The organism is Trueperella pecoris, assembly GCF_014926385.1.
Taxonomy (GTDB): Bacteria; Actinomycetota; Actinomycetes; order Actinomycetales; family Actinomycetaceae; genus Trueperella; species Trueperella pecoris.
Genome location: NZ_CP053291.1, coordinates 659,899 through 676,496, shown reverse-complemented (window position 1 = coordinate 676,496; position 16,598 = coordinate 659,899). Strand labels below are relative to the sequence as shown.

Here is a 16,598-nt window from a genome sequence, read left to right as displayed (position 1 = left end):
CTCACGCCGCCCTCCGTCCAAAAAGAAAGCGCCCCAGCCAAGCCGGGGCGCCCCATGTGCTTCACTTACTTGGCAACAGCCTTCTTGAGGGTGGAGCCAGCGGAGATCTTCACGCCGTAGCCAGCGGGAATCTCGATCTCTTCGCCAGTGCGCGGGTTGCGTCCCTTGCGGGCTGCGCGCTCGGTACGCTCGACGGACATGAGGCCCGTGATCTTGACGGCGTCGCCAGCGGAAAGTGCTTCAACGAGGACAGTCTGAAGGGCGGAGATGGCTTTGTCAGCGTCGGTCTTGGTCAGGCCAGCTTCTTCAGCGATCTTGGCAATAAGCTCGGTGCGATTGAGGGACATATATCTACCTCTCAGTTGTTCTAACGATTCGGCCCGGTATTGAGCCGCTAGGTGCAAATTTAGCCGAATTCTCAGGGAAAACACCAACTATTTGAGCCATTTCAGCAAATTTGGCGCTGTTTTTCACTCACAGACGATCCTGAGGGCTACATCGGCGGCCGAATCGGGCCGTCGATCATGTTTCCAGGCACAATCCGCTAAAACGCGAGGATGAGATAGACGAGCAAAATTTTGACGATCATAGCCAAGGCGAACATCGAAGCGTAACCAGCCTCGATGCGCTCGTCTGCTTCCTTGGAGGTGGCGTAGGACAGGATTGCCGGTTGCCCAAGCACGCCTGCCATCACACCGGCGGTCCGCTGCGCACTCACGCCGAGTACGCGCCCGAAGATTCCGGTCACCACAAGTACAATGACAGCGATGGCGGTTCCCGCCCCTATCGCCTTCAGTCCCGTCACGGAGAAGGCAGTGTCAGCGAAGGCGGGGCCGGAGGCGATTCCGACGGCGGCCAAAAAAAGCAGGAGGCCGAGTTGCCGGATGGTCTGGTTAGCCGCGAGCGGAAGCTGCCACACGAGTGGACCTGTGCGCTGGAGGTAGCCGAGAACCATGCCCACGATCAGCGGACCTGCCGCCGAGCCGAGGCTGAAGGTGGTCCCGCCAGGCAGGCTGATTTCCACAAGCCCGAGCAGGAGGCCAAGAACCATGCCGAGGCCGAGCCCGACGGCGTCGACCTGAGAAACCGTGCGTTCGGAATTGCCGAAGAGCTTCTCGATCGCGTCGTGCTCAGAGCGTGGGTATGCCACCATCACGCGGTCGCCGATTTCGAGACGCTCGAAGTCGCCGGCGAGTAGCTCGTAGTCGCCACGGCGGATGCGGGTCAGGACGGCCCCGAATCGCCCGGGCAGGTTGAGTTCGGCGATGGTTGAGCCGGCAAGCTCCTTCTGCGAGACGGTGAAGGATCGGAAGTCGACGCGTGAGCGGTCATCGGCGAGGTGCTCCGGCTGGGCGTAGCCGACGGCGTCGACTGCCGTATTGACGGCTCCCTCCATACCAACGACGACGATCTGGTCGGCTGGCTCTAGCTCCTCGCCCGGGCTGACGACCCGGGTCTTGCCATTGCGGAGAAGATAGGACACGCGGATTGCCTGGTCAAGGTAACCGGGGATGTCACGCAGGGAAACGTTGCGCTCGATGACGGCGGTCGCCGCGGTCAGGGACTGCCCTGCTACCGACGGCGTATCGTTGGACCCCGCCCAACGCCTCGACACGATCAACGACACCATGATGATGCCGACGAAGACCCCCATCGGGTAGCCTAGCGAATATCCGACGCCCGGTTCGGCCGATCCAGCAACCGCGGTTGCGGCGGCGAGCGCGGGAGTGTTCGTCATGGCGCCGGCGAAGATGCCGACGGACAGTTGTGAGCTCAGGCCCAGGAGTGGCGCGGCGAGGATGGTGGCCACGGCGCCGACGATAATGGCAATCACGGAGGCAAGCATGAACTTGTAGTGCCGCGCGAGGTCGGTGAAGAACGTCTGCCCGGCCGACAGGCCGACCATGTAGACGAAGAGGGCCAGCCCCAGATTTTGCAGGAGGCCGAGACTCGCGCCAAGCTCTGGCACGATGTTGCCGATGAAGAGGCCCACGAAGAGGGCCGCGGCCGCACCGAAGCGGATCTTTCCGAAGGGGATAATGCCGAGTACCCCGCCAAGTGCGACGACGAGGAAGACTGTCATGAGCGGCGACGCGCCGAGCAAACCTGCCACAAGTAACCTTTCACGTGAGGGCCCATTTTGGCCGTTTCGATTCTAACGACGCCGTACGGCCGGCCATAGCTCAAGCCTCACAACATGGCAATCGCCACCACGAGATCAGGACAGGTGCTCGGCCAGCAGCGCATTGGCGCTGACCGCAATGCCCGCCCACGCGGCCGCCCAGAGGATGGAGATAAATGTTCCGATAATGAAGAGCTCGCCGACGCGGGCGCTTTCGCCGTTTCTGAGTTCGGGGTATCGCCCCAGCCCCTTAACCGCGAGCACCATGGCGATCCCGCCGGGAAAACCGGCGACGAGGCACACGTAGGTGGCGTGCCGTTCAAGCACCCCGATCCAGCGGCCGCCAGGAAGCGCCTTTTGTGCGGTGAGCAGGGTAGGACGGCTCCTGGGTGGCGCGGTGGAATCGATCCGTTTGAGCATGTATCTGATGAGTGCGTTTCCGCCCATGGCAATGAAGCCGCAGATGCCGAATACAACTATACGAACGAGCACCCTTTACCACCTACCTCAATGAAGGTATTATCTTCATATGTCAAAAATGAAGAAAAAGCCTGAACAAGTCGCGATCATCGGTGATCTGGTTCACTCGCGAGGTTCATCGCGCATCGACCTCCATGAGAAGCTGAAGGCTGCGCTGGCCGAGTTACCAGCCGACGCGATCGAGGCCTTCGCCCCCACCGTCGGCGATGAAATCCAAGGCGTTTTTGCCGACCTCCCGTCCGCGATCCGTTCCATGCATCTTCTTCGTTTGACTATGCTCGCACACGGCTCCGACATTCGCTTCGGCATCGGCACGGGCGAGATCACGCATGTAGGCGACGGCATCCAGGACGGATCGGCGTGGTGGCACGCGCGCGAGGCTATCGAAACGGTTGACGAGCTTGCTAGTAAGCCCGGTTGGGCGGGAGTACGCACGGGTTTGGTTGACGACGACGAAGCGCGCGCCACGCTCCCCACGATCCACCTTATCGACGCCGCCCTGACGAAGCTCAAGCCCGGCGCATGCGCCACGCTCCTGGGAATCTTACGCGGGGAGACAAATTGCGAGACCGCCAAGCGGCTGGGCATCAGCGACTCCGCAAACAGCCAACGCACCAAGAGCAACGACCTGCGCCCGCTCGCCGCTGCCATGCTGGCGCTATGGCCGAGCGGGCATGACGACGGCGAGTAGGCAGCCTCTCAGTGCCACCACGTGTGAGTCGGTTCAACGGGCGTGGTCCGCTTGTGGCGCGCCCGCATCCACTTACCCTCGAGGTTCACGGCGGCTTCCGGCGAAATCTCTTTGCCTTCGAGATAGTCGTCAATCTCGTCATAGGAAATGCCAAGTTCGTCTTCGTCCGCGCGTAGCGGCCGCCCGTCGAGCAGGTCGGCTGTGGGCACCTTCGCCCACAGCTGCTCGGGCGATCCCAAGAACTGCAGGATCTGGCGAATTTGGCGCTTGTTCAGTCCCGCGAGCGGCAGGATGTCGCTGCCACCGTCGCCGAACTTGGTGAAGAATCCGGTGACGTTTTCGGCCGCGTGATCGGTCCCGATCACCAGCAAACCAAGATCTCCAGCTATCGCATATTGGGCGATCATGCGCTGGCGGGCCTTGACGTTGCCCTTGTTGAAGTCGGAGATATCGACACCCATCCCCGATTCGTAGGCCCGCTCCATGCCATCGGTCGCGTCTTTGATATTGATGGTCACAACGTGGTCGCCCGCTACCCAGTCCATGGCCGCGGCCGCATCGGTCTCATCGGCCTGCACGCCGTATGGCAAGCGCACCGCGTAGAACATGGCAGCATGCCCTTCGGAGGTGAGCTTATCAACCGCCATCTGCGCCAGCCTGCCGGCCAGGGTCGAGTCAACTCCGCCTGAAATACCGAGCACAAACCCACGCGTGGAGGTGGCGAGCATGTAGTCACACAGGAATTGAACGCGCCGCTCGACTTCCAGCGCCGGGTCAATGACCGGCTTCACGCCGGTCGCTTCGATGATCTGTTGCTGCAAAGGATGGAACATGCCTCTAGCCTATCCCTATCCCCGCCAGGCGCGTCAGACATGGGCACCGAGCACAGACATGGACGCTGAAAAGGAGGGAGCAACCCGCCCAAAGGTTGCTCCCTTCACATTGACTCAGGAATTGCGTCGGCGAAGCGCCAACACCCCAGCGCCGCCGATGACGAGAACCAGGCCAACGACGCCGATCGTCATCACCGTCGCGCCTGTGTGGGGCAAAGTGCCACCGCGAGGAGGCGTGGCGCCCGTGGCCGGCTGGTCAGGGCCGGTCGGCTTCGGCGTCGAGTCTGGCTTCGGTGTCGGGTCGGCGGTGCCCGGGGCCTTCGCCGACGAGGTGCCCGCCATCCAATTGAGGGTGAAGATCTTCGCCGGGTCGATGACCTTGTTGGCCTGACCCTAGGCGATCATCTGCTCGCGAATGACCGCCTGCGCATCGTAGACCACCGGCGCGGTCGAGACGTGCGGGTAACCCGATCCGCCCGACTGGCGGTAGTTATTCACGGCGAGGATGAAGCGGTCGTCGCCGCCCACCGGCTTACCGTCTGGATAGGAAAGCCCCTCAATACGTTCACCTACCGGTTTGGTGATGTTGATGTGGTAATTGACGCCAGCGAGCATGTCGTAGCTGTAGTCCGGGATGCCCCGGGTGGCGCCGTCGTAGAGCGCGTTCGTCACCTTGGACCAGTCCTCGATCTTGCCTCTTCCGGCTGCTGTACGTAGAAGCGAGCCGACCACTCGAGGTAGTCCTTCATCTGCTTGCCCGTCATCTCAACACGAAGAGCGTGTTGTCGAAGGTGTTTAGCCCGGCCATGTCGGCAATGGTGACGTCGCCCTTGGTGAACTTGGCCTTGGACGAGAACGGCGAGGCTTGGGAAAGCACGGGAAGGTCCTTGTACGTGGAGTCCGCGAGCGCCTTCTTCACCGTCTCTTGCTGGACGAGGTTGATGAAGTCGACGATCGCGGTATCTTCATACTTGGCCCGCTCGGCGGTCATGTCTTCGGTGGCCGTTGCCACGACGGTGCAGACCCACTCGACCGCCTTCGAATGCCACGGTTCGATTGTTTTCTTCACACCGGCGTCCTCACGTCCGAGGTAATCGGAGGCGTAGAGCGCGGTGGCACTGGTGGCACACGTTTCGTTGTTGATGACCACGGGCTTACCCTGCTCGAAAATGAGTGGCACCGAGACATCGGCAAGGAAGCACACGTGGTAGCCGGGCTGGGTCAGGAGGACGTTCTTGCCCTCGGCGTTTTCAGTTGCGTGTTGACCTTGTCCGTGACGTGGGAGTGTGCGGCGACGACGAGGTCGCCCCCGCCGTCTGGGTGGCGATGGAGGTCGCAGCATTCTCTTCGAGGTCGCCGGCCTTCCACACGTAGCCCGGCGCGTCCATGCCGGTGTGAGAGAGCACGACGACGTCGGCGCCCTTGTCCTTGACGATGATGCTTGTGCCGAGCATCGGCATGTTGAGCGACTGGCGATATTGGTTGAGAGCGCCCGCCTTGCCATCCTTGACGAGGTGGCCGTAGTTGAACTCGTGGTTTCCTACCCCGACGGCGTCGTACTTGAGGTAATTGAAGACGGATGCAATCGGGTCGGTGGTGTCAGCCGTGCGGTTGGCGTGGTAGACGATGTTCAACGGGTTGCCCTGGTTGGCCTCGCCGTTGTCAAGGACTACCACGGATTCCCTGCCTTGGCTCTGGCGAGCGTCTGCGATCGCGGCGAGAGAAGTCCGAGGCCACAGGTGCGGTTCTTCTGATCGGCCTTGTCGTCGGTGAAAGGCTTGCCCGTGAAGTAATCGTAGTTGGGCGTGGTCCCGTGGAGGTCCGCCGTCGCAAGGATGGTCAGCGCGCTGGTGCCCTGACATTGGTTGGTCGGCGTCTCGTCGGGGCCGCGTTGGCCACTGAGGGACACAGCGCGAGCAGTCCTGCGGTGAAGAAAGACAAAATGGATTTCTTCATCGATGTTCCTTCAAATTGGTGAATCGTCAGGGGTGATGTTCCATCACCTTTACAGAAAATTCACAGGACAGGTAGGAGTAATTGGCGGGTTCTATGGGGCCGGGTGAACCGCGAAACCCTGCCGTTCGACGTCGTCGATGAAGCTTTTCGACGGCGGCGCGCTCAGCTTGCGCGCGATCTGGGTAGTGAATTCATCGACTCGGCGATTTGCCTCGCGCAGGTCGTAATAGGTGCGCATACGTGCGTCGTATTCCTCCAGCTCATCAAGCCAGGAGGCAGGTTCGCGGTAGACGTCGGTCATGACCCTCAGATGTTTACCCATTCGGGGCTTGAGCTGCGGGCTCTGGTCGGGATAGCCCAGGATCATGCCGAGCACGGGAAAGGTCAAACGCGGCAACTCCAAGACGTCAATGAGGCGACCATAGTCGTTGAGGACGGAACCCAGGTGAGCCACCCCGAGGCCGAGGCTCTCCGCTGCCAGCGACATCGACTGAATCATGAGCACCGCGTCCGTGAAGCCCTCACGGAAGACATCCATTGCGGTGGCCGGGCTCGGATCAAGCCCCTTTTCCTGCAAGATCCGCACCGAGCGGCGGGCATCGACGATGGCGACAAGCAGCTCCGTGGCGCGGGCGATGTAGGGCTGGTTGCCGATCTGGGCGAGCTGTTCGCGCTTGGCATGGTCCTTGACCCGGATGATGGCCGCATGTTGAAAGCCCCGCGAGGTCGAGGTGCGCATGGCGACGTCGAACAGCGTCTGCATGGTCTCTTCAGGCACCGGCGTGGAGGTGAATTCGCGGATCGTGCGGTGGGCAAGCTGCGTGCGGATTGTGTCGTTCATGGCCTCCACTGTAATTCCTCTGCCCCTCAAGCTTGGCGGTAGTGATACGTTTGAGACATGAGCATTCGGATTCGCCCAGCTACGGCCCTTGATGCCCCCGCCGTCGCCGCCGTTCACCGTGCTTCCTGGGAAGACACCTACCGTAGCCTTCTGACGGAGGAGGCCATCGCACGCCATACGGCGTCGATGGATGGCGTGTGGCAGGCCCGCCTTGCGGACCCGGGCGCGACGACCACATGGGTCGCGGTGGATGAGGATATCGTGGGCTTCCTCCTCGTCGAAGCCATGGGCCCCGGACACCCGGCGACGTTGCGGGTGGGTGGGTTGTACCTGCTTCCGCGGGTCAAGCGGCGCGGCTACGGGCGTGCGCTCCTGGAATACGCGATCGCGGACGTGCCCGCCTACGCCCAGGTTGCCGTGGCAAACAGGGACGCGATCGATTTTTGGCGAGCGCTTGGATTTAATGAGATATCAACGGAGTTTGACGAGGGTTTCGGCGCCGATCTGGCGACGCTCGTACGTGAGTGAGGGAATATATGGGAATTGATGGGCCACGCACGGAGTTGAGGTTCGTGCCGACCACTGAGTCAGACCGTACCTACATTGCGCGTTTGAACTTTTTGACTGACACATTCGGAGACGAGTTCGGGGACCTGCCTGACGATTTTGACCAGTGGGTCGACTACTACGTTGACACCTGGCAGCCTGAAAACGGCGGCCTCATCGCCTGGAAGGGCAACGTCCCCGCCGGCGGGGCCTGGTTGCTCTGGGGCACAGATGATGAGCACGGCTTCGGCCACGTGATTGAAGGCGTGCCGGAGGTGGCCATCGCCGTGGAGCGGCGCTACGCCGGCCTGAACATCGGAGCCCAGTTGCTTGAGGCGGCAGCAGACATGGCCCGCGCCGCCGGCGCACCGGCCATCTCACTCTCGGTCGCGCCCGAAAATGAGCGCGCACGCCGGCTTTACGTGCGCCTGGGTTATGAGCCCACGGGGAAGGTCGTCGAGGGACACTGTGTCATGATGAAACAATTTGCCGTGTAACCAGGACTCGGGTTCTACAGCAACCTCGACAGGAGAAAGGCTAGATCATGACAGCTGTCATGGAAGACGACGGCAAAGCAAATGCGGCCAGATTCGCTAAAGCCTTCCTCCGCGGCATCACCCGCTTGAAGGGCGCCCACGTGGATCGCGAGAAGTTCCTGCGCACCCAACTGGTTGCCCACGGCCAAAGCCGCGAGGTGATTGAGCGCGCGCTCCTTGATTCTCCCTTGCGCGCAGGCGTCGGACCCGACGTCGTTGACGCCATCGCCGCCCAGGCCATTAGCAGCGAAACGAAGCGGGCCTGCGCCATCTCCTTTGGCACCGGCATTCCCGGAGGACTAGCCATTCTCGCCTCGGTTCCTGCTGACATCACGCAGTTTTATGTTCACGCCTATCGCGTGATGCAAAAGGTGTCCTACGCCTACGGGTGGCCTGCCCTCGACAGCCATGACGGCGACGACGATCTCCACCAAATCGCGTTGTTCCTCGGCGTCATGCTCGATGTCAAGGGCGCTCAAGATTCCCTGTTGGCGTTTTCGCGTGCGCTCGGGATTCCAGCTTTTGACCGACGGCGCTCGGCACTCAACCGCCTCGGCCAGGCTCGGGCCGTGCGCGAGGCGTATAAGAAGGTGGTGGCTCAAATTGCCCGGCGCAACATGGCTCGTCAGGCCACCAAGTGGCTGCCCATCGTTGGCGGTGTGGTCTCCGGCTCGCTGACTTTCGTGACTCTCAATCGCCAGTCGACACGTCTGGTCGGCACGCTACGGTCTATCCCCTCCCCCGGGATGGACGAGGGCGACTACGCCTGGCTCATGAACTCTTAACGCGCCCCGGGGCGCAACACGAAGCGGGCGGTTTCCCATCGGAAACCGCCCGCTTCGCGCTTCTTGTTACAAGGTCGAGCGTGTACGCTTACGGATCGCTACACCTACAAGGAGTAGCGAACCAGCAAGGATACCTAGGGTTGTCACCGCTGCGCCCGTGTGCGACAGCGGTTTCTTGGCACTAGCGGAGGCAACGACCTCACGGTCCGTAACCTTCCCAGGCTCCCACGTCGACCACCCATCCGGCCCACGCTTCGTCAGGTCCACAAGGTCCTTATCCTCGATACCGGGAACAATGATCTGATCAGATGGCTGTCCGCCCTCTGACTGTCCACCCTTACCAGACTCATCCTCAACTTCAACAGCAAAAGGAATCGCGACATCCGTCCGGTTTCCGGCTTTATCCGATGCAGTCACGAACAGCTCGTGCTTCCCTACCGCAAATTCTGGCCCTACGGTAAAGGTCAACAGGGTATGTCCCTCACCTTCAGGCGCCTCTTGATCTGCTTCGCTACCCGCCGCGGCAGCGGCTTTGGCGCCAGCGTCATCTTTGCCGGCGGTTAGTGGAGCAGACTCACCAGGAGCCGATTCCTTCGTCTTAACCTTGCCAAAGTCTTCGTTGATCACCGTTCCTGCCCCCTTGGCAGTTCTGATGACGCTCTGGCGAGCATCAACGAGCTTTCCGTCCAGATAAACAGAAGCACCGGACAAGTGCTCGTCTTCAACCGAGACCTTCACCTCGCGAGTCTGGTTTGCAGGAACCTGTTCATCTGCCGTGAGTCCATCAACATTAACCTGAGGTGCTTGCCCATCCACAATTACCGGAATGAGCTGGAGGTAAGTGTTGTCGACCTGATCGCGCAGGAGGACAAGAACCTTATCTGCATCCTTGGCGTTGATCTTCTTGGAGAAGTTACGCTTGTTGACCTCGGCGGAGGGGTCGTCGAGGGTAAGGAATTCCTCCACGACATCTCCATTGATGGAAAGCTTGTAGCCAAAAGCGTTATCGGAGACTGATCCGGCAAACTCAACTTCCCCGGGCTCACGTAGATAAATCGCTCCATCGGGGTGAATGTTGGGCTTGGTCATTTCAATGTTGGGCGCATGCAGATCAAGTAATACCTTGATCTGAGCATTGACAAGCTCTTTGCCGTTGGTATCAATGATCGTGACATTGAAGTCCGTGATCCCTTCTTTGAGAGGCACCTCGGTTTCAAATGTTCCATCCTTGCCGACGGTCACTTCCTTGCCACGAACAATGAACTTGCCCGGGGCACGATTGAAAGCTCCCTTGTAGCTAAACGAATACTCGTTCTCACCGGTGCGCGTCAGCGCCTCATTGTCACCCGAAACCACATTAAAGTTGCCGTCAAAGCCCAGGTTTGCCTTAAGTTCAAGAGGCTTTGCCTCGTCGGCAGGCATGAGGGCGAGTGCCCCAACGCCTAGGTTGCCAGCCTTGTCACGAGCGTAAACCGACAGATTAGACATGTCCGCTTCCACGTGAACGTCCGCCGCGAATGCCCCATCAACGACGTCGTACTGCTCGCCCAGAATCGTCACAGAGGTAATCGTGTCAATGTTATCGGCAACGGTACCTCTAATGTGAACGGTTCCAGTAGCGACCTGCTTCTGAATCGTCTCCAGGTCACGTGGAGCGCTAATCGTCACCACAGGCGCCTTTGGATCGTAAACGAAGGAATAGACCTTGCTCGCCACAACCTGACCTGCCGCGTTGAGCCCCTCAACGGTAATCGTGTTCGTACCTTCACTCACGGCCGGGTTCAGCTCAAAACGACCGGAAGGAGCCACCTTGGCGCTCGCATCACCCGCACGCACACTCACGATCTCAGTAGAAGCATGTCCACTGAGAACAAGCTTGCCATCCCTGACTAGCTCCTCATCAGTCTGGTCAGAGACGGTCGTCTTGCCGATATGCGTCAGTTTCTTCAGGGTTTCATCCGAATCTAGGAGCAACTTGTTATCACCAAGCATGACAGTGTGTCGGACAACGTTGGTTGCACGATCGGACGCATAAATCTCAAAGTAGCCAACCTTGTCAGCCACTTCTCCCTTAATCACAAGAGTATGAACATCGCCCTGCGGCTTTTCGTCCTTAACTACCAACCCGGCAGGCGCAGTGAAGCGCCCCTGGACGGCGTTAACACCCGAATAATCGTCGGTTGCCTTCACCTTTACGACGTAGTCACCATCAGCATTCTTCTCAGTTGACACGACCTCAATAACAGGCGCTACTCGATCAATACCGAAAGGCATGTCGAGGATCTGAGGCTCAAAACCTTCGCCAATAGTGGTCGAGATGCGCATCTGGTACGCGCCATCGGGTACATCTTCAAACGCGGCCTTCTGAGCATTGTAAACGCGTCCATCAAACGCATACTCAGCAAGATCGACTTGCATTGCATTAGCAGGCATTCCGACCTGAGCCTTTATCGTAGGACGCGTTACTTCATCTTTCATTCCGACATCACGAATATGATTGCCCTGTGCGTCGAGCACCGAGACCTGCAGCTTTTTAGCATTGCGCAACATCGCAAGCTTCGCATAAACCCGATCGGCCAATTTGTCTCCGTTGGGAGAAATGAATTGTTCCCCATCACCGAACGTGTATTCACCTGAATTAATGGTGGTATAGAGCGAAGTGTGGGTTGGGATCGAGCCAAGCGCTGACAGTATCGGCTTCGGCTGCCCCTTGTACGAGGGGTAATCCACAATCCGCTCAGCGTTCCAATCACCAGCAAAGCCAAGGTATGGCACCGAAATATCTGGCTGGCCCTCGTCGTTGGAGGTGAAAGTCGCCCAGCCTTGCGTCCAGTGCGGATCACCCGAGGTCGTCAAAGTGTAGGTGACGTTCGCGCTTCCACCCGCCGGGACAGTCACCTTCGTCCCCGAAGCGACAATGGAGTCCGTCGTCGAGCAATAGGTCTGCGCCTTATCCTTCACCGAATTATTCTCGTTCACCACACACGTGGCGCCCGCAGTAAAGGTACGCTCCTCGGCGGCGTCGTTGGTCAACCTCACCGTGAACGAGGTCTGGCCCTTCACTTCCTTGAGCGCCACATTCGGCAAGCCATTTACGGTCGCAGAAACACGAGTAGCAAGCGCATCCTGAACCTGAACGAGACCCGCGCCGACCTGGCGTGGCGCGAAGGGCACATCGCCCTTCATCGGAATACGTGCGGTGTTCGACAACGCGATACGGTTGTGATTTACAAGCTCACCGCGTGAAAGCTCAGGGTTATCCTTCGCGCCGCGTTCGATCATAAGCGCCGCGACGCCGGCCACATGCGGTGCAGCCATGGAAGTGCCAGACTTCGTCCCATACTTATTGTCATTAATCGTGGAATAGACGTTGCCGCCGATACCGGCGATCTCCGGCTTGAAGCCAAGCTCAGGTGCCGATCCCCAGGACGTAAACGATGAGGGCTCGACAGAGGCAGGATTGTCAGCGACGGTGCGGTCATTAGTGAGTTTGACCGTGGTCTTGCCAGCTTTAATCATCTGTACCAAAGCGAGGCCGTCACTGTGACCAATCGCTGCACCTGGGAAGGTGAACTTCTCAATGCCTGCCATGCCGGGGATCTCGTCGCCACCCTTTTCGTGGTTATACACGATCACGCCGGCGGCCTTAGCAATTTCGGCGGACTTAAACTTGTCGGCAAAAGTCAACGGTTCGGTTCCCGGCTTTCCGCCACGCTGAATGAGCATGATCTTGCCCGCGAAATCCTTATTCAGCGTGTCGTCAATGCTACCGTATCCGGCGTCGGCCAGCTCGTATTCCTTCTCATCAGTTTGGCCGGCCTGTAGGTCATAACCGAAACGATGTTCTTTTCCGTTCGAAGAGGCAATACCTAGCGAACGCACAACCTTCGAATTCTCGATGGAAGCCACTGACCAAGCATCGTTCCCGGTGGAAGGCGCGCCAACGGTTCCGTCATCGAGGTAACCAAGAGCATCATCGTTAGAGCCCGACGTCGACCCGTTCTGGCCCTCATTACCTGCTGCAACAATCACTTCGACGCCGGCCGCACGGGCCTTGGCAATGACACGCTGTTCTCCCAGTGACTGCCCCTCATGCCCGTTGGGCGAGCCGAGAGAAAGATTGATGACATCCGCTCCGCGCTTGACCGATTCTTCGATGGCCGCCATGACGTCGTCGCCACGTGCGCCCTTCTTTTTCGGGTTATTTGAAAAGACCTTCATAGCCAGAAGCTGAGCATTAGGAGCGACACCATTGACGCGACCATTGGAAACAACGTTGGCTTCATCACCACCGTTTGCCGCCACAATACCTGCCACGTGCATGCCGTGCTGCGACGCCGTCGTGTCCTTGACCTGCGTGTTCTCGTCAGCAAAGTTGTATCCGTATGGAATCTTCGCCGTGAATCCTTCAGTGGGAGCGATCCGCGGGCTAACGTCCGAATCGAGCACCATGTCTTGGTGCGCAGTGTCGATACCGGAATCAACAATCGAAACGACGAGGCCACGTCCATCGACACCATAGGATTTCGCAGCCTTGTCAACTTGGGTTAGCCCGAGTGCGGACTCCATGGTCGGGTAGTACAGGCGCATCCGGTCCACGGACGCCACGCCCGGCTCGAGCGCCAAGTCCCGCAGCGCGCTCGCCGGCGCCTGCGCGGAGAAGGCGTTGACGAGGTAGGAGAACTGGCGATCGATCGTCAATCCATACTTGGCGGCCAAATCTTTGGCCAGGCCCGCCACAAGGCCGCTGTCCTTTCCGGTGGCCTGCTTTTCCAACGTGACGATGACCGGCACGGTCTCGTCCACGAAAGTAAGGTCCGATGCGGGCGGAAGTGGCGGCGGCTCGGGTACTGCCCGTGCCGGCACCGCCACAGCCAGGCTCAGCGCCACAACCGCGAGCCCGGAGATGAGTTTTCTCTTCATAGTGTTTACCTCAGTGCTTGTGAGATGCGAACCATTCTATATTGGCCGCCCTCACCGCCATGAAGTCGAACTATCCAGATACCGAAGCCACTACCAACACATCAAAAGTGGCGTTACACACCCAAACACCACCAAACATCGCGGTTAGTGAGAGATTCGCCGCTTCTTGCGTTGCGGGCTCCCCCTCCGTCAGGTCCTGCGGCGCAGAGTTTATGCTCCGCGCGCGGCAAGCCGATAACCTGCACCTCTGATCGTCCTCAGGAGCTCGCTACCGTAGGGCACGTTGATCTTTTGCCGAATCTTGCGCACGTCGACCTCGACGATATTCTCGTTGCCCTCGAAGTCCTCTCCCCACACGTTGTCGAGGATTTGCGCCTTGGAAAGAACAACCCCTCGTTGCGCATGAAGTAGTGCAAGAGTGAGAACTGCTTGGCGGTCAGGTCAAGCACCTCCTCCCCATGCCAGACCTGATGCGAAGCCGGATCAAGACGGATCGGCCCCACAACCAGCTCCGCCGGGCGGGCTTGAGTGCCGCGTCGGGCTAGAGCGCGCAGACGTGCAACAAGCACAACGAAGTGGAAGGGCTTGATGGGATAGTCGTCGGTGCCCAGATCGAAGGCGTCCGCCTGATCGTATTCGCCGTCCTTGGTGGTCAGCATGAGCACCGGCGTCCACACGTCAGCCTGCCGCATCGACTTCAGGATCTGGTAGCCGTTCTTGCCTGGCAGCATGATATCGAGGATGACGACGTCGTAGGGGCTGTTCAGAGCCAGCCAGGATCCCTGCAGACCGTCAGCGACATGGTCGGCCACCATACCTTCGGCTACCAAGCCGCGCTGAATCGATTCCGCGAGCGCCACGTTATCTTCGACAAGGAGAATCCTCATGTCCTACTCCTAATCAGCGGCGACGATATCGACATCGTATCGCGGCATCCAGAGGGTGAAACGGCAGTGACCGTGGCCGTCGTCGCCGGCGGTGAGCTCGCCCGCGAAGGTGCGCGCGAGCGTCCGGGCGATGGCAAGGCCGAGGCCACTACCACTATGTGATCCACGGTGCTCCTCGAGGCGAACGAAGCGCTCAAAGACGCGTTCGCGGTCCGCTTCCGGGATCGGATCGCCCTCGTTGTCCACGTGAATGGCGATCCAGCCGGTTCCCTGCGCGAACGGCACACGCTCGACGTTCTCCACCCCCAGTCGCACCCAGCCGACGGTGTGCCGGGCGGCATTATCGGCCAGGTTGCGCACAATGTGACTCATTGAGCCAGGATCGGCAAATACCGGGCCGTAGTCGAGGTAGACCTCGGCAGGAACGCCCATGGCACGCAATCTGCGGGCCTCGTCCATGACGACGTCGGCGCCGTCAAGCTCTTCTCCCCCGCCCGGTTTTCCTTCGGTCTTGGCAAGTGTCAGCATGTCGTTCACGAGCCCGGCCAAGCGGTCAAGTTCGGCATTGACCAGCCTGGTTTCGACGACGGCGGCCTCGTCGCCACCCGGCGTCGTCGCAGCGGGGGCCGTGTCAACGTAGGGCGTGGCGGTCCACGACGGCGTCGCGCACCTGCGTCCGCCCTGCAATAGCCTGGACGTCCGCACTCATCTGCCTCACGGGCTGCAGCGATCTCTTCACGCTGCGGTAGACGACGACCGTAACGAAGGCACTCACAATCAGTGACACCCCGCTTACCAGGAGGACGTCCCAGCGCAGCGTGGCCAGTTGAGAGTCGATAGGGGCTGCCACAATTACACCTTGGGAGACCGCTGAGCGGCCCTGCGCGGGGACGCGGACGCCGACGACCTGGAAAGCTGAGCCAGCAACCGTGACCTGCGCTTGTCCCTCCCCAGACGGCGGGATATCAATCACCGGGGTGTCCGGCAACAACGAAAAATCAGACGTGACGGCCCGAGCCGCCCCGCCGGTGTAGGTCACGATCTACAACTCGTTTTGCATCGATATCGCAGACTGCAGGATGGCGGTAACCGACTCACCGCCCGCAACGCGACTCGCGATCGAATCTGCCTGCTCGTAGACGACGCTACGCGTCTCTTGTAGCACCAGCGCACGAAGCCCTACCCCAAACGCGATTGTCAGAAGGATCAAGACGCCGACGACAAGCGCACCCAAAATGGCCGTCACGCGGACGGCAATCGGTGTGTTTTGCAGGTGGTCAGCCCCACAAAAGCGCGCCATACGGATATTATCCAAGACCCCTCCGACACCGGTCAAAGCACAAATTCAGCTGGCGTTCAGGTTCGTTCAGCATCGGGTCAGAAACCGCCTGCCAAACTACTACCAACACCGATCGACACGGGGTTGATCGGACAAACGAAAGGAACACTCATGGCGATTTCTCGACTTCTCATTGGCTCCTCCTCGCCGCTGGCACCACACTCGGCGGAGCCACCATCGCCAACGCGGCCACCGACACCGCGCCGCCCCTGCCGGCATCGGCACAGTCCGTCCCCACCCAGACCGAAGACGGTTCGGTGTGCAAGGAGTGCACCGACGTCGAAAGCCTAGCCAAGCTGACCCGCGCCGACGCCGAGAAGATCGCCCTCGAGGCTCACAAGGGCGGCAAGATCGTCAAAGCCACCTGTGGCCGTCGGACGATGAGACCCCCGTGTGGGAGCTCGTCGTCACGGCCGCCGAGGGCAAGGACATGTGGGTAACCGTCACTGCCATCGATGGCAAGATCCTGGCCAACGACGCCATCGAATGCCCCAGCGCACAGGACGTGAGCGTCCTTGACATCCCTTGCGAGAAGTAATCTGACCCGCGTGGGTGGGAGGCGCTAGCCTTCCACCCACGCGTTTTTATGCGCGTCACTCGCCCGCAGAGAGGCCAGACCACGGTTGGACACGGACTGCGTCAAAGCGGAGTAGCCTTCC

Annotated in this window: 20 protein-coding genes and 1 pseudogene; 5 read left to right on the top strand and 16 right to left on the bottom strand. The window is 60.1% G+C overall.

Annotated features, from left to right (window positions below; genetic code table 11):
- Positions 1-65 precede the first annotated feature (65 nt).
- The 3 genes from HLG82_RS03220 to HLG82_RS03210 all read right to left on the bottom strand — a co-directional run bounded on the left by HLG82_RS03220 (position 66) and on the right by HLG82_RS03210 (position 2,614).
- The gene (locus HLG82_RS03220; RefSeq protein ID WP_193327286.1) at positions 66-347 is read right to left on the bottom strand and encodes an HU family DNA-binding protein; all 282 of its coding nucleotides are present in this window, start codon (positions 345-347) and stop codon (positions 66-68) included.
- Positions 348-544: 197 nt separating this feature from the next.
- Positions 545-2,083 carry an aspartate:alanine exchanger family transporter gene (locus HLG82_RS03215; protein WP_193327701.1) on the bottom strand — a complete coding sequence of 513 codons (1,539 nt, stop codon included), beginning with the start codon at positions 2,081-2,083 and terminating at the stop codon, positions 545-547.
- A gap of 135 nt (positions 2,084-2,218) precedes the next feature.
- On the bottom strand, positions 2,219-2,614 hold the full coding sequence (locus tag HLG82_RS03210; RefSeq protein ID WP_216858962.1) for a hypothetical protein: 396 nt from the start codon (positions 2,612-2,614) through the stop codon (positions 2,219-2,221).
- Positions 2,615-2,651: 37 nt separating this feature from the next.
- Here HLG82_RS03210 and HLG82_RS03205 point away from each other — a divergent pair, with 37 nt between their 5' ends.
- Positions 2,652-3,293 carry a SatD family protein gene (locus HLG82_RS03205; protein WP_193327285.1) on the top strand — a complete coding sequence of 214 codons (642 nt, stop codon included), beginning with the start codon at positions 2,652-2,654 and terminating at the stop codon, positions 3,291-3,293.
- A gap of 8 nt (positions 3,294-3,301) precedes the next feature.
- Here HLG82_RS03205 and nadE read toward each other — a convergent pair whose 3' ends face one another.
- The 7 genes from nadE to HLG82_RS03170 form a co-directional block, all read right to left on the bottom strand.
- A complete protein-coding gene (gene nadE, locus HLG82_RS03200; RefSeq protein ID WP_193327284.1) occupies positions 3,302-4,126 on the bottom strand; it encodes an NAD(+) synthase in 825 nt (274 codons plus the stop codon).
- Positions 4,127-4,240: 114 nt separating this feature from the next.
- Positions 4,241-4,318, bottom strand: coding sequence for an LPXTG cell wall anchor domain-containing protein (locus HLG82_RS10565; RefSeq protein WP_369408119.1), 78 nt, complete (start codon positions 4,316-4,318; stop codon positions 4,241-4,243).
- A 201-nt stretch (positions 4,319-4,519) separates the two neighbouring features.
- Entirely contained in the window at positions 4,520-4,858 is a 339-nt protein-coding gene (locus tag HLG82_RS03190; RefSeq protein WP_193327282.1) for a 5'-nucleotidase C-terminal domain-containing protein, read from the bottom strand.
- A gap of 28 nt (positions 4,859-4,886) precedes the next feature.
- Positions 4,887-5,306, bottom strand: coding sequence for a 5'-nucleotidase C-terminal domain-containing protein (locus HLG82_RS03185; RefSeq protein ID WP_193327281.1), 420 nt, complete (start codon positions 5,304-5,306; stop codon positions 4,887-4,889).
- Positions 5,307-5,376: 70 nt separating this feature from the next.
- Positions 5,377-5,802: a metallophosphoesterase family protein gene (locus HLG82_RS03180; protein WP_193327280.1), complete on the bottom strand. Its 426-nt coding sequence runs from the start codon at positions 5,800-5,802 to the stop codon at positions 5,377-5,379.
- Entirely contained in the window at positions 5,796-6,035 is a 240-nt protein-coding gene (locus tag HLG82_RS03175) for a hypothetical protein (RefSeq protein ID WP_193327279.1), read from the bottom strand. The genes HLG82_RS03180 and HLG82_RS03175 overlap by 7 nt, the downstream gene beginning before the upstream one ends.
- Before the next feature lie 138 nt (positions 6,036-6,173).
- On the bottom strand, positions 6,174-6,923 hold the full coding sequence (locus tag HLG82_RS03170; RefSeq protein WP_193327278.1) for a nitroreductase family protein: 750 nt from the start codon (positions 6,921-6,923) through the stop codon (positions 6,174-6,176).
- Positions 6,924-6,980: 57 nt separating this feature from the next.
- Between HLG82_RS03170 and HLG82_RS03165 the strand changes: the two genes are divergently transcribed.
- The 3 genes from HLG82_RS03165 to HLG82_RS03155 all read left to right on the top strand — a co-directional run bounded on the left by HLG82_RS03165 (position 6,981) and on the right by HLG82_RS03155 (position 8,790).
- A complete protein-coding gene (locus HLG82_RS03165; RefSeq protein ID WP_193327277.1) occupies positions 6,981-7,451 on the top strand; it encodes a GNAT family N-acetyltransferase in 471 nt (156 codons plus the stop codon).
- Positions 7,452-7,534: 83 nt separating this feature from the next.
- Positions 7,535-7,966 (top strand): GNAT family N-acetyltransferase, encoded by a 432-nt coding sequence (locus HLG82_RS03160; protein ID WP_255313930.1) that lies wholly within the window; start codon positions 7,535-7,537, stop codon positions 7,964-7,966.
- Between the two features lie 47 nt (positions 7,967-8,013).
- Positions 8,014-8,790, top strand: coding sequence for a hypothetical protein (locus HLG82_RS03155; protein ID WP_193327275.1), 777 nt, complete (start codon positions 8,014-8,016; stop codon positions 8,788-8,790).
- A 66-nt stretch (positions 8,791-8,856) separates the two neighbouring features.
- On the opposite strand, the gene HLG82_RS03150 is transcribed toward HLG82_RS03155, so the two are convergent.
- From HLG82_RS03150 to HLG82_RS03130, 6 genes and pseudogenes are all read right to left on the bottom strand, one after another.
- Complete coding sequence (locus HLG82_RS03150; RefSeq protein WP_193327274.1) at positions 8,857-13,713, bottom strand: S8 family serine peptidase; 4,857 nt, start codon at positions 13,711-13,713, stop codon at positions 8,857-8,859.
- Between the two features lie 210 nt (positions 13,714-13,923).
- Positions 13,924-14,070: a winged helix-turn-helix domain-containing protein gene (locus tag HLG82_RS10530; protein WP_439654673.1), complete on the bottom strand. Its 147-nt coding sequence runs from the start codon at positions 14,068-14,070 to the stop codon at positions 13,924-13,926.
- Between the two features lie 254 nt (positions 14,071-14,324).
- Positions 14,325-14,600 (bottom strand): annotated as a pseudogene (locus HLG82_RS10525) (response regulator); the annotation flags it as partial.
- 9 nt (positions 14,601-14,609) lie between these two features.
- A complete protein-coding gene (locus HLG82_RS03140) occupies positions 14,610-15,305 on the bottom strand; it encodes a sensor histidine kinase (protein ID WP_193327273.1) in 696 nt (231 codons plus the stop codon).
- Complete coding sequence (locus HLG82_RS03135; RefSeq protein WP_193327272.1) at positions 15,232-15,639, bottom strand: hypothetical protein; 408 nt, start codon at positions 15,637-15,639, stop codon at positions 15,232-15,234. The genes HLG82_RS03140 and HLG82_RS03135 overlap by 74 nt, the downstream gene beginning before the upstream one ends.
- Positions 15,640-15,642: 3 nt before the next feature.
- Positions 15,643-15,900: a hypothetical protein gene (locus HLG82_RS03130; protein WP_193327271.1), complete on the bottom strand. Its 258-nt coding sequence runs from the start codon at positions 15,898-15,900 to the stop codon at positions 15,643-15,645.
- Between the two features lie 307 nt (positions 15,901-16,207).
- On the opposite strand from HLG82_RS03130, the gene HLG82_RS03125 reads away from it, so the two are divergent.
- Complete coding sequence (locus HLG82_RS03125) at positions 16,208-16,477, top strand: hypothetical protein (protein WP_193327270.1); 270 nt, start codon at positions 16,208-16,210, stop codon at positions 16,475-16,477.
- Positions 16,478-16,598 lie beyond the last annotated feature (121 nt).

What these genes read in the sequence shown, in the direction of transcription:
- HLG82_RS03220 (WP_193327286.1), bottom strand. Translation starts at nt 347, where the DNA reads ATGTCCCTCAATCGCACCGAGCTTATTGCCAAGATCGCTGAAGAAGCT.
- HLG82_RS03215 (WP_193327701.1), bottom strand. Translation starts at nt 2,083, where the DNA reads ATGACAGTCTTCCTCGTCGTCGCACTTGGCGGGGTACTCGGCATTATC.
- HLG82_RS03205 (WP_193327285.1), top strand. Translation starts at nt 2,652, where the DNA reads ATGTCAAAAATGAAGAAAAAGCCTGAACAAGTCGCGATCATCGGTGAT.
- nadE (WP_193327284.1), bottom strand. Translation starts at nt 4,126, where the DNA reads ATGTTCCATCCTTTGCAGCAACAGATCATCGAAGCGACCGGCGTGAAG.
- HLG82_RS10565 (WP_369408119.1), bottom strand. Translation starts at nt 4,318, where the DNA reads ATGACGATCGGCGTCGTTGGCCTGGTTCTCGTCATCGGCGGCGCTGGG.
- HLG82_RS03170 (WP_193327278.1), bottom strand. Translation starts at nt 6,923, where the DNA reads ATGAACGACACAATCCGCACGCAGCTTGCCCACCGCACGATCCGCGAA.
- HLG82_RS03165 (WP_193327277.1), top strand. Translation starts at nt 6,981, where the DNA reads ATGAGCATTCGGATTCGCCCAGCTACGGCCCTTGATGCCCCCGCCGTC.
- HLG82_RS03155 (WP_193327275.1), top strand. Translation starts at nt 8,014, where the DNA reads ATGACAGCTGTCATGGAAGACGACGGCAAAGCAAATGCGGCCAGATTC.
- HLG82_RS03150 (WP_193327274.1), bottom strand. Translation starts at nt 13,713, where the DNA reads ATGAAGAGAAAACTCATCTCCGGGCTCGCGGTTGTGGCGCTGAGCCTG.
- HLG82_RS03130 (WP_193327271.1), bottom strand. Translation starts at nt 15,900, where the DNA reads ATGGCGCGCTTTTGTGGGGCTGACCACCTGCAAAACACACCGATTGCC.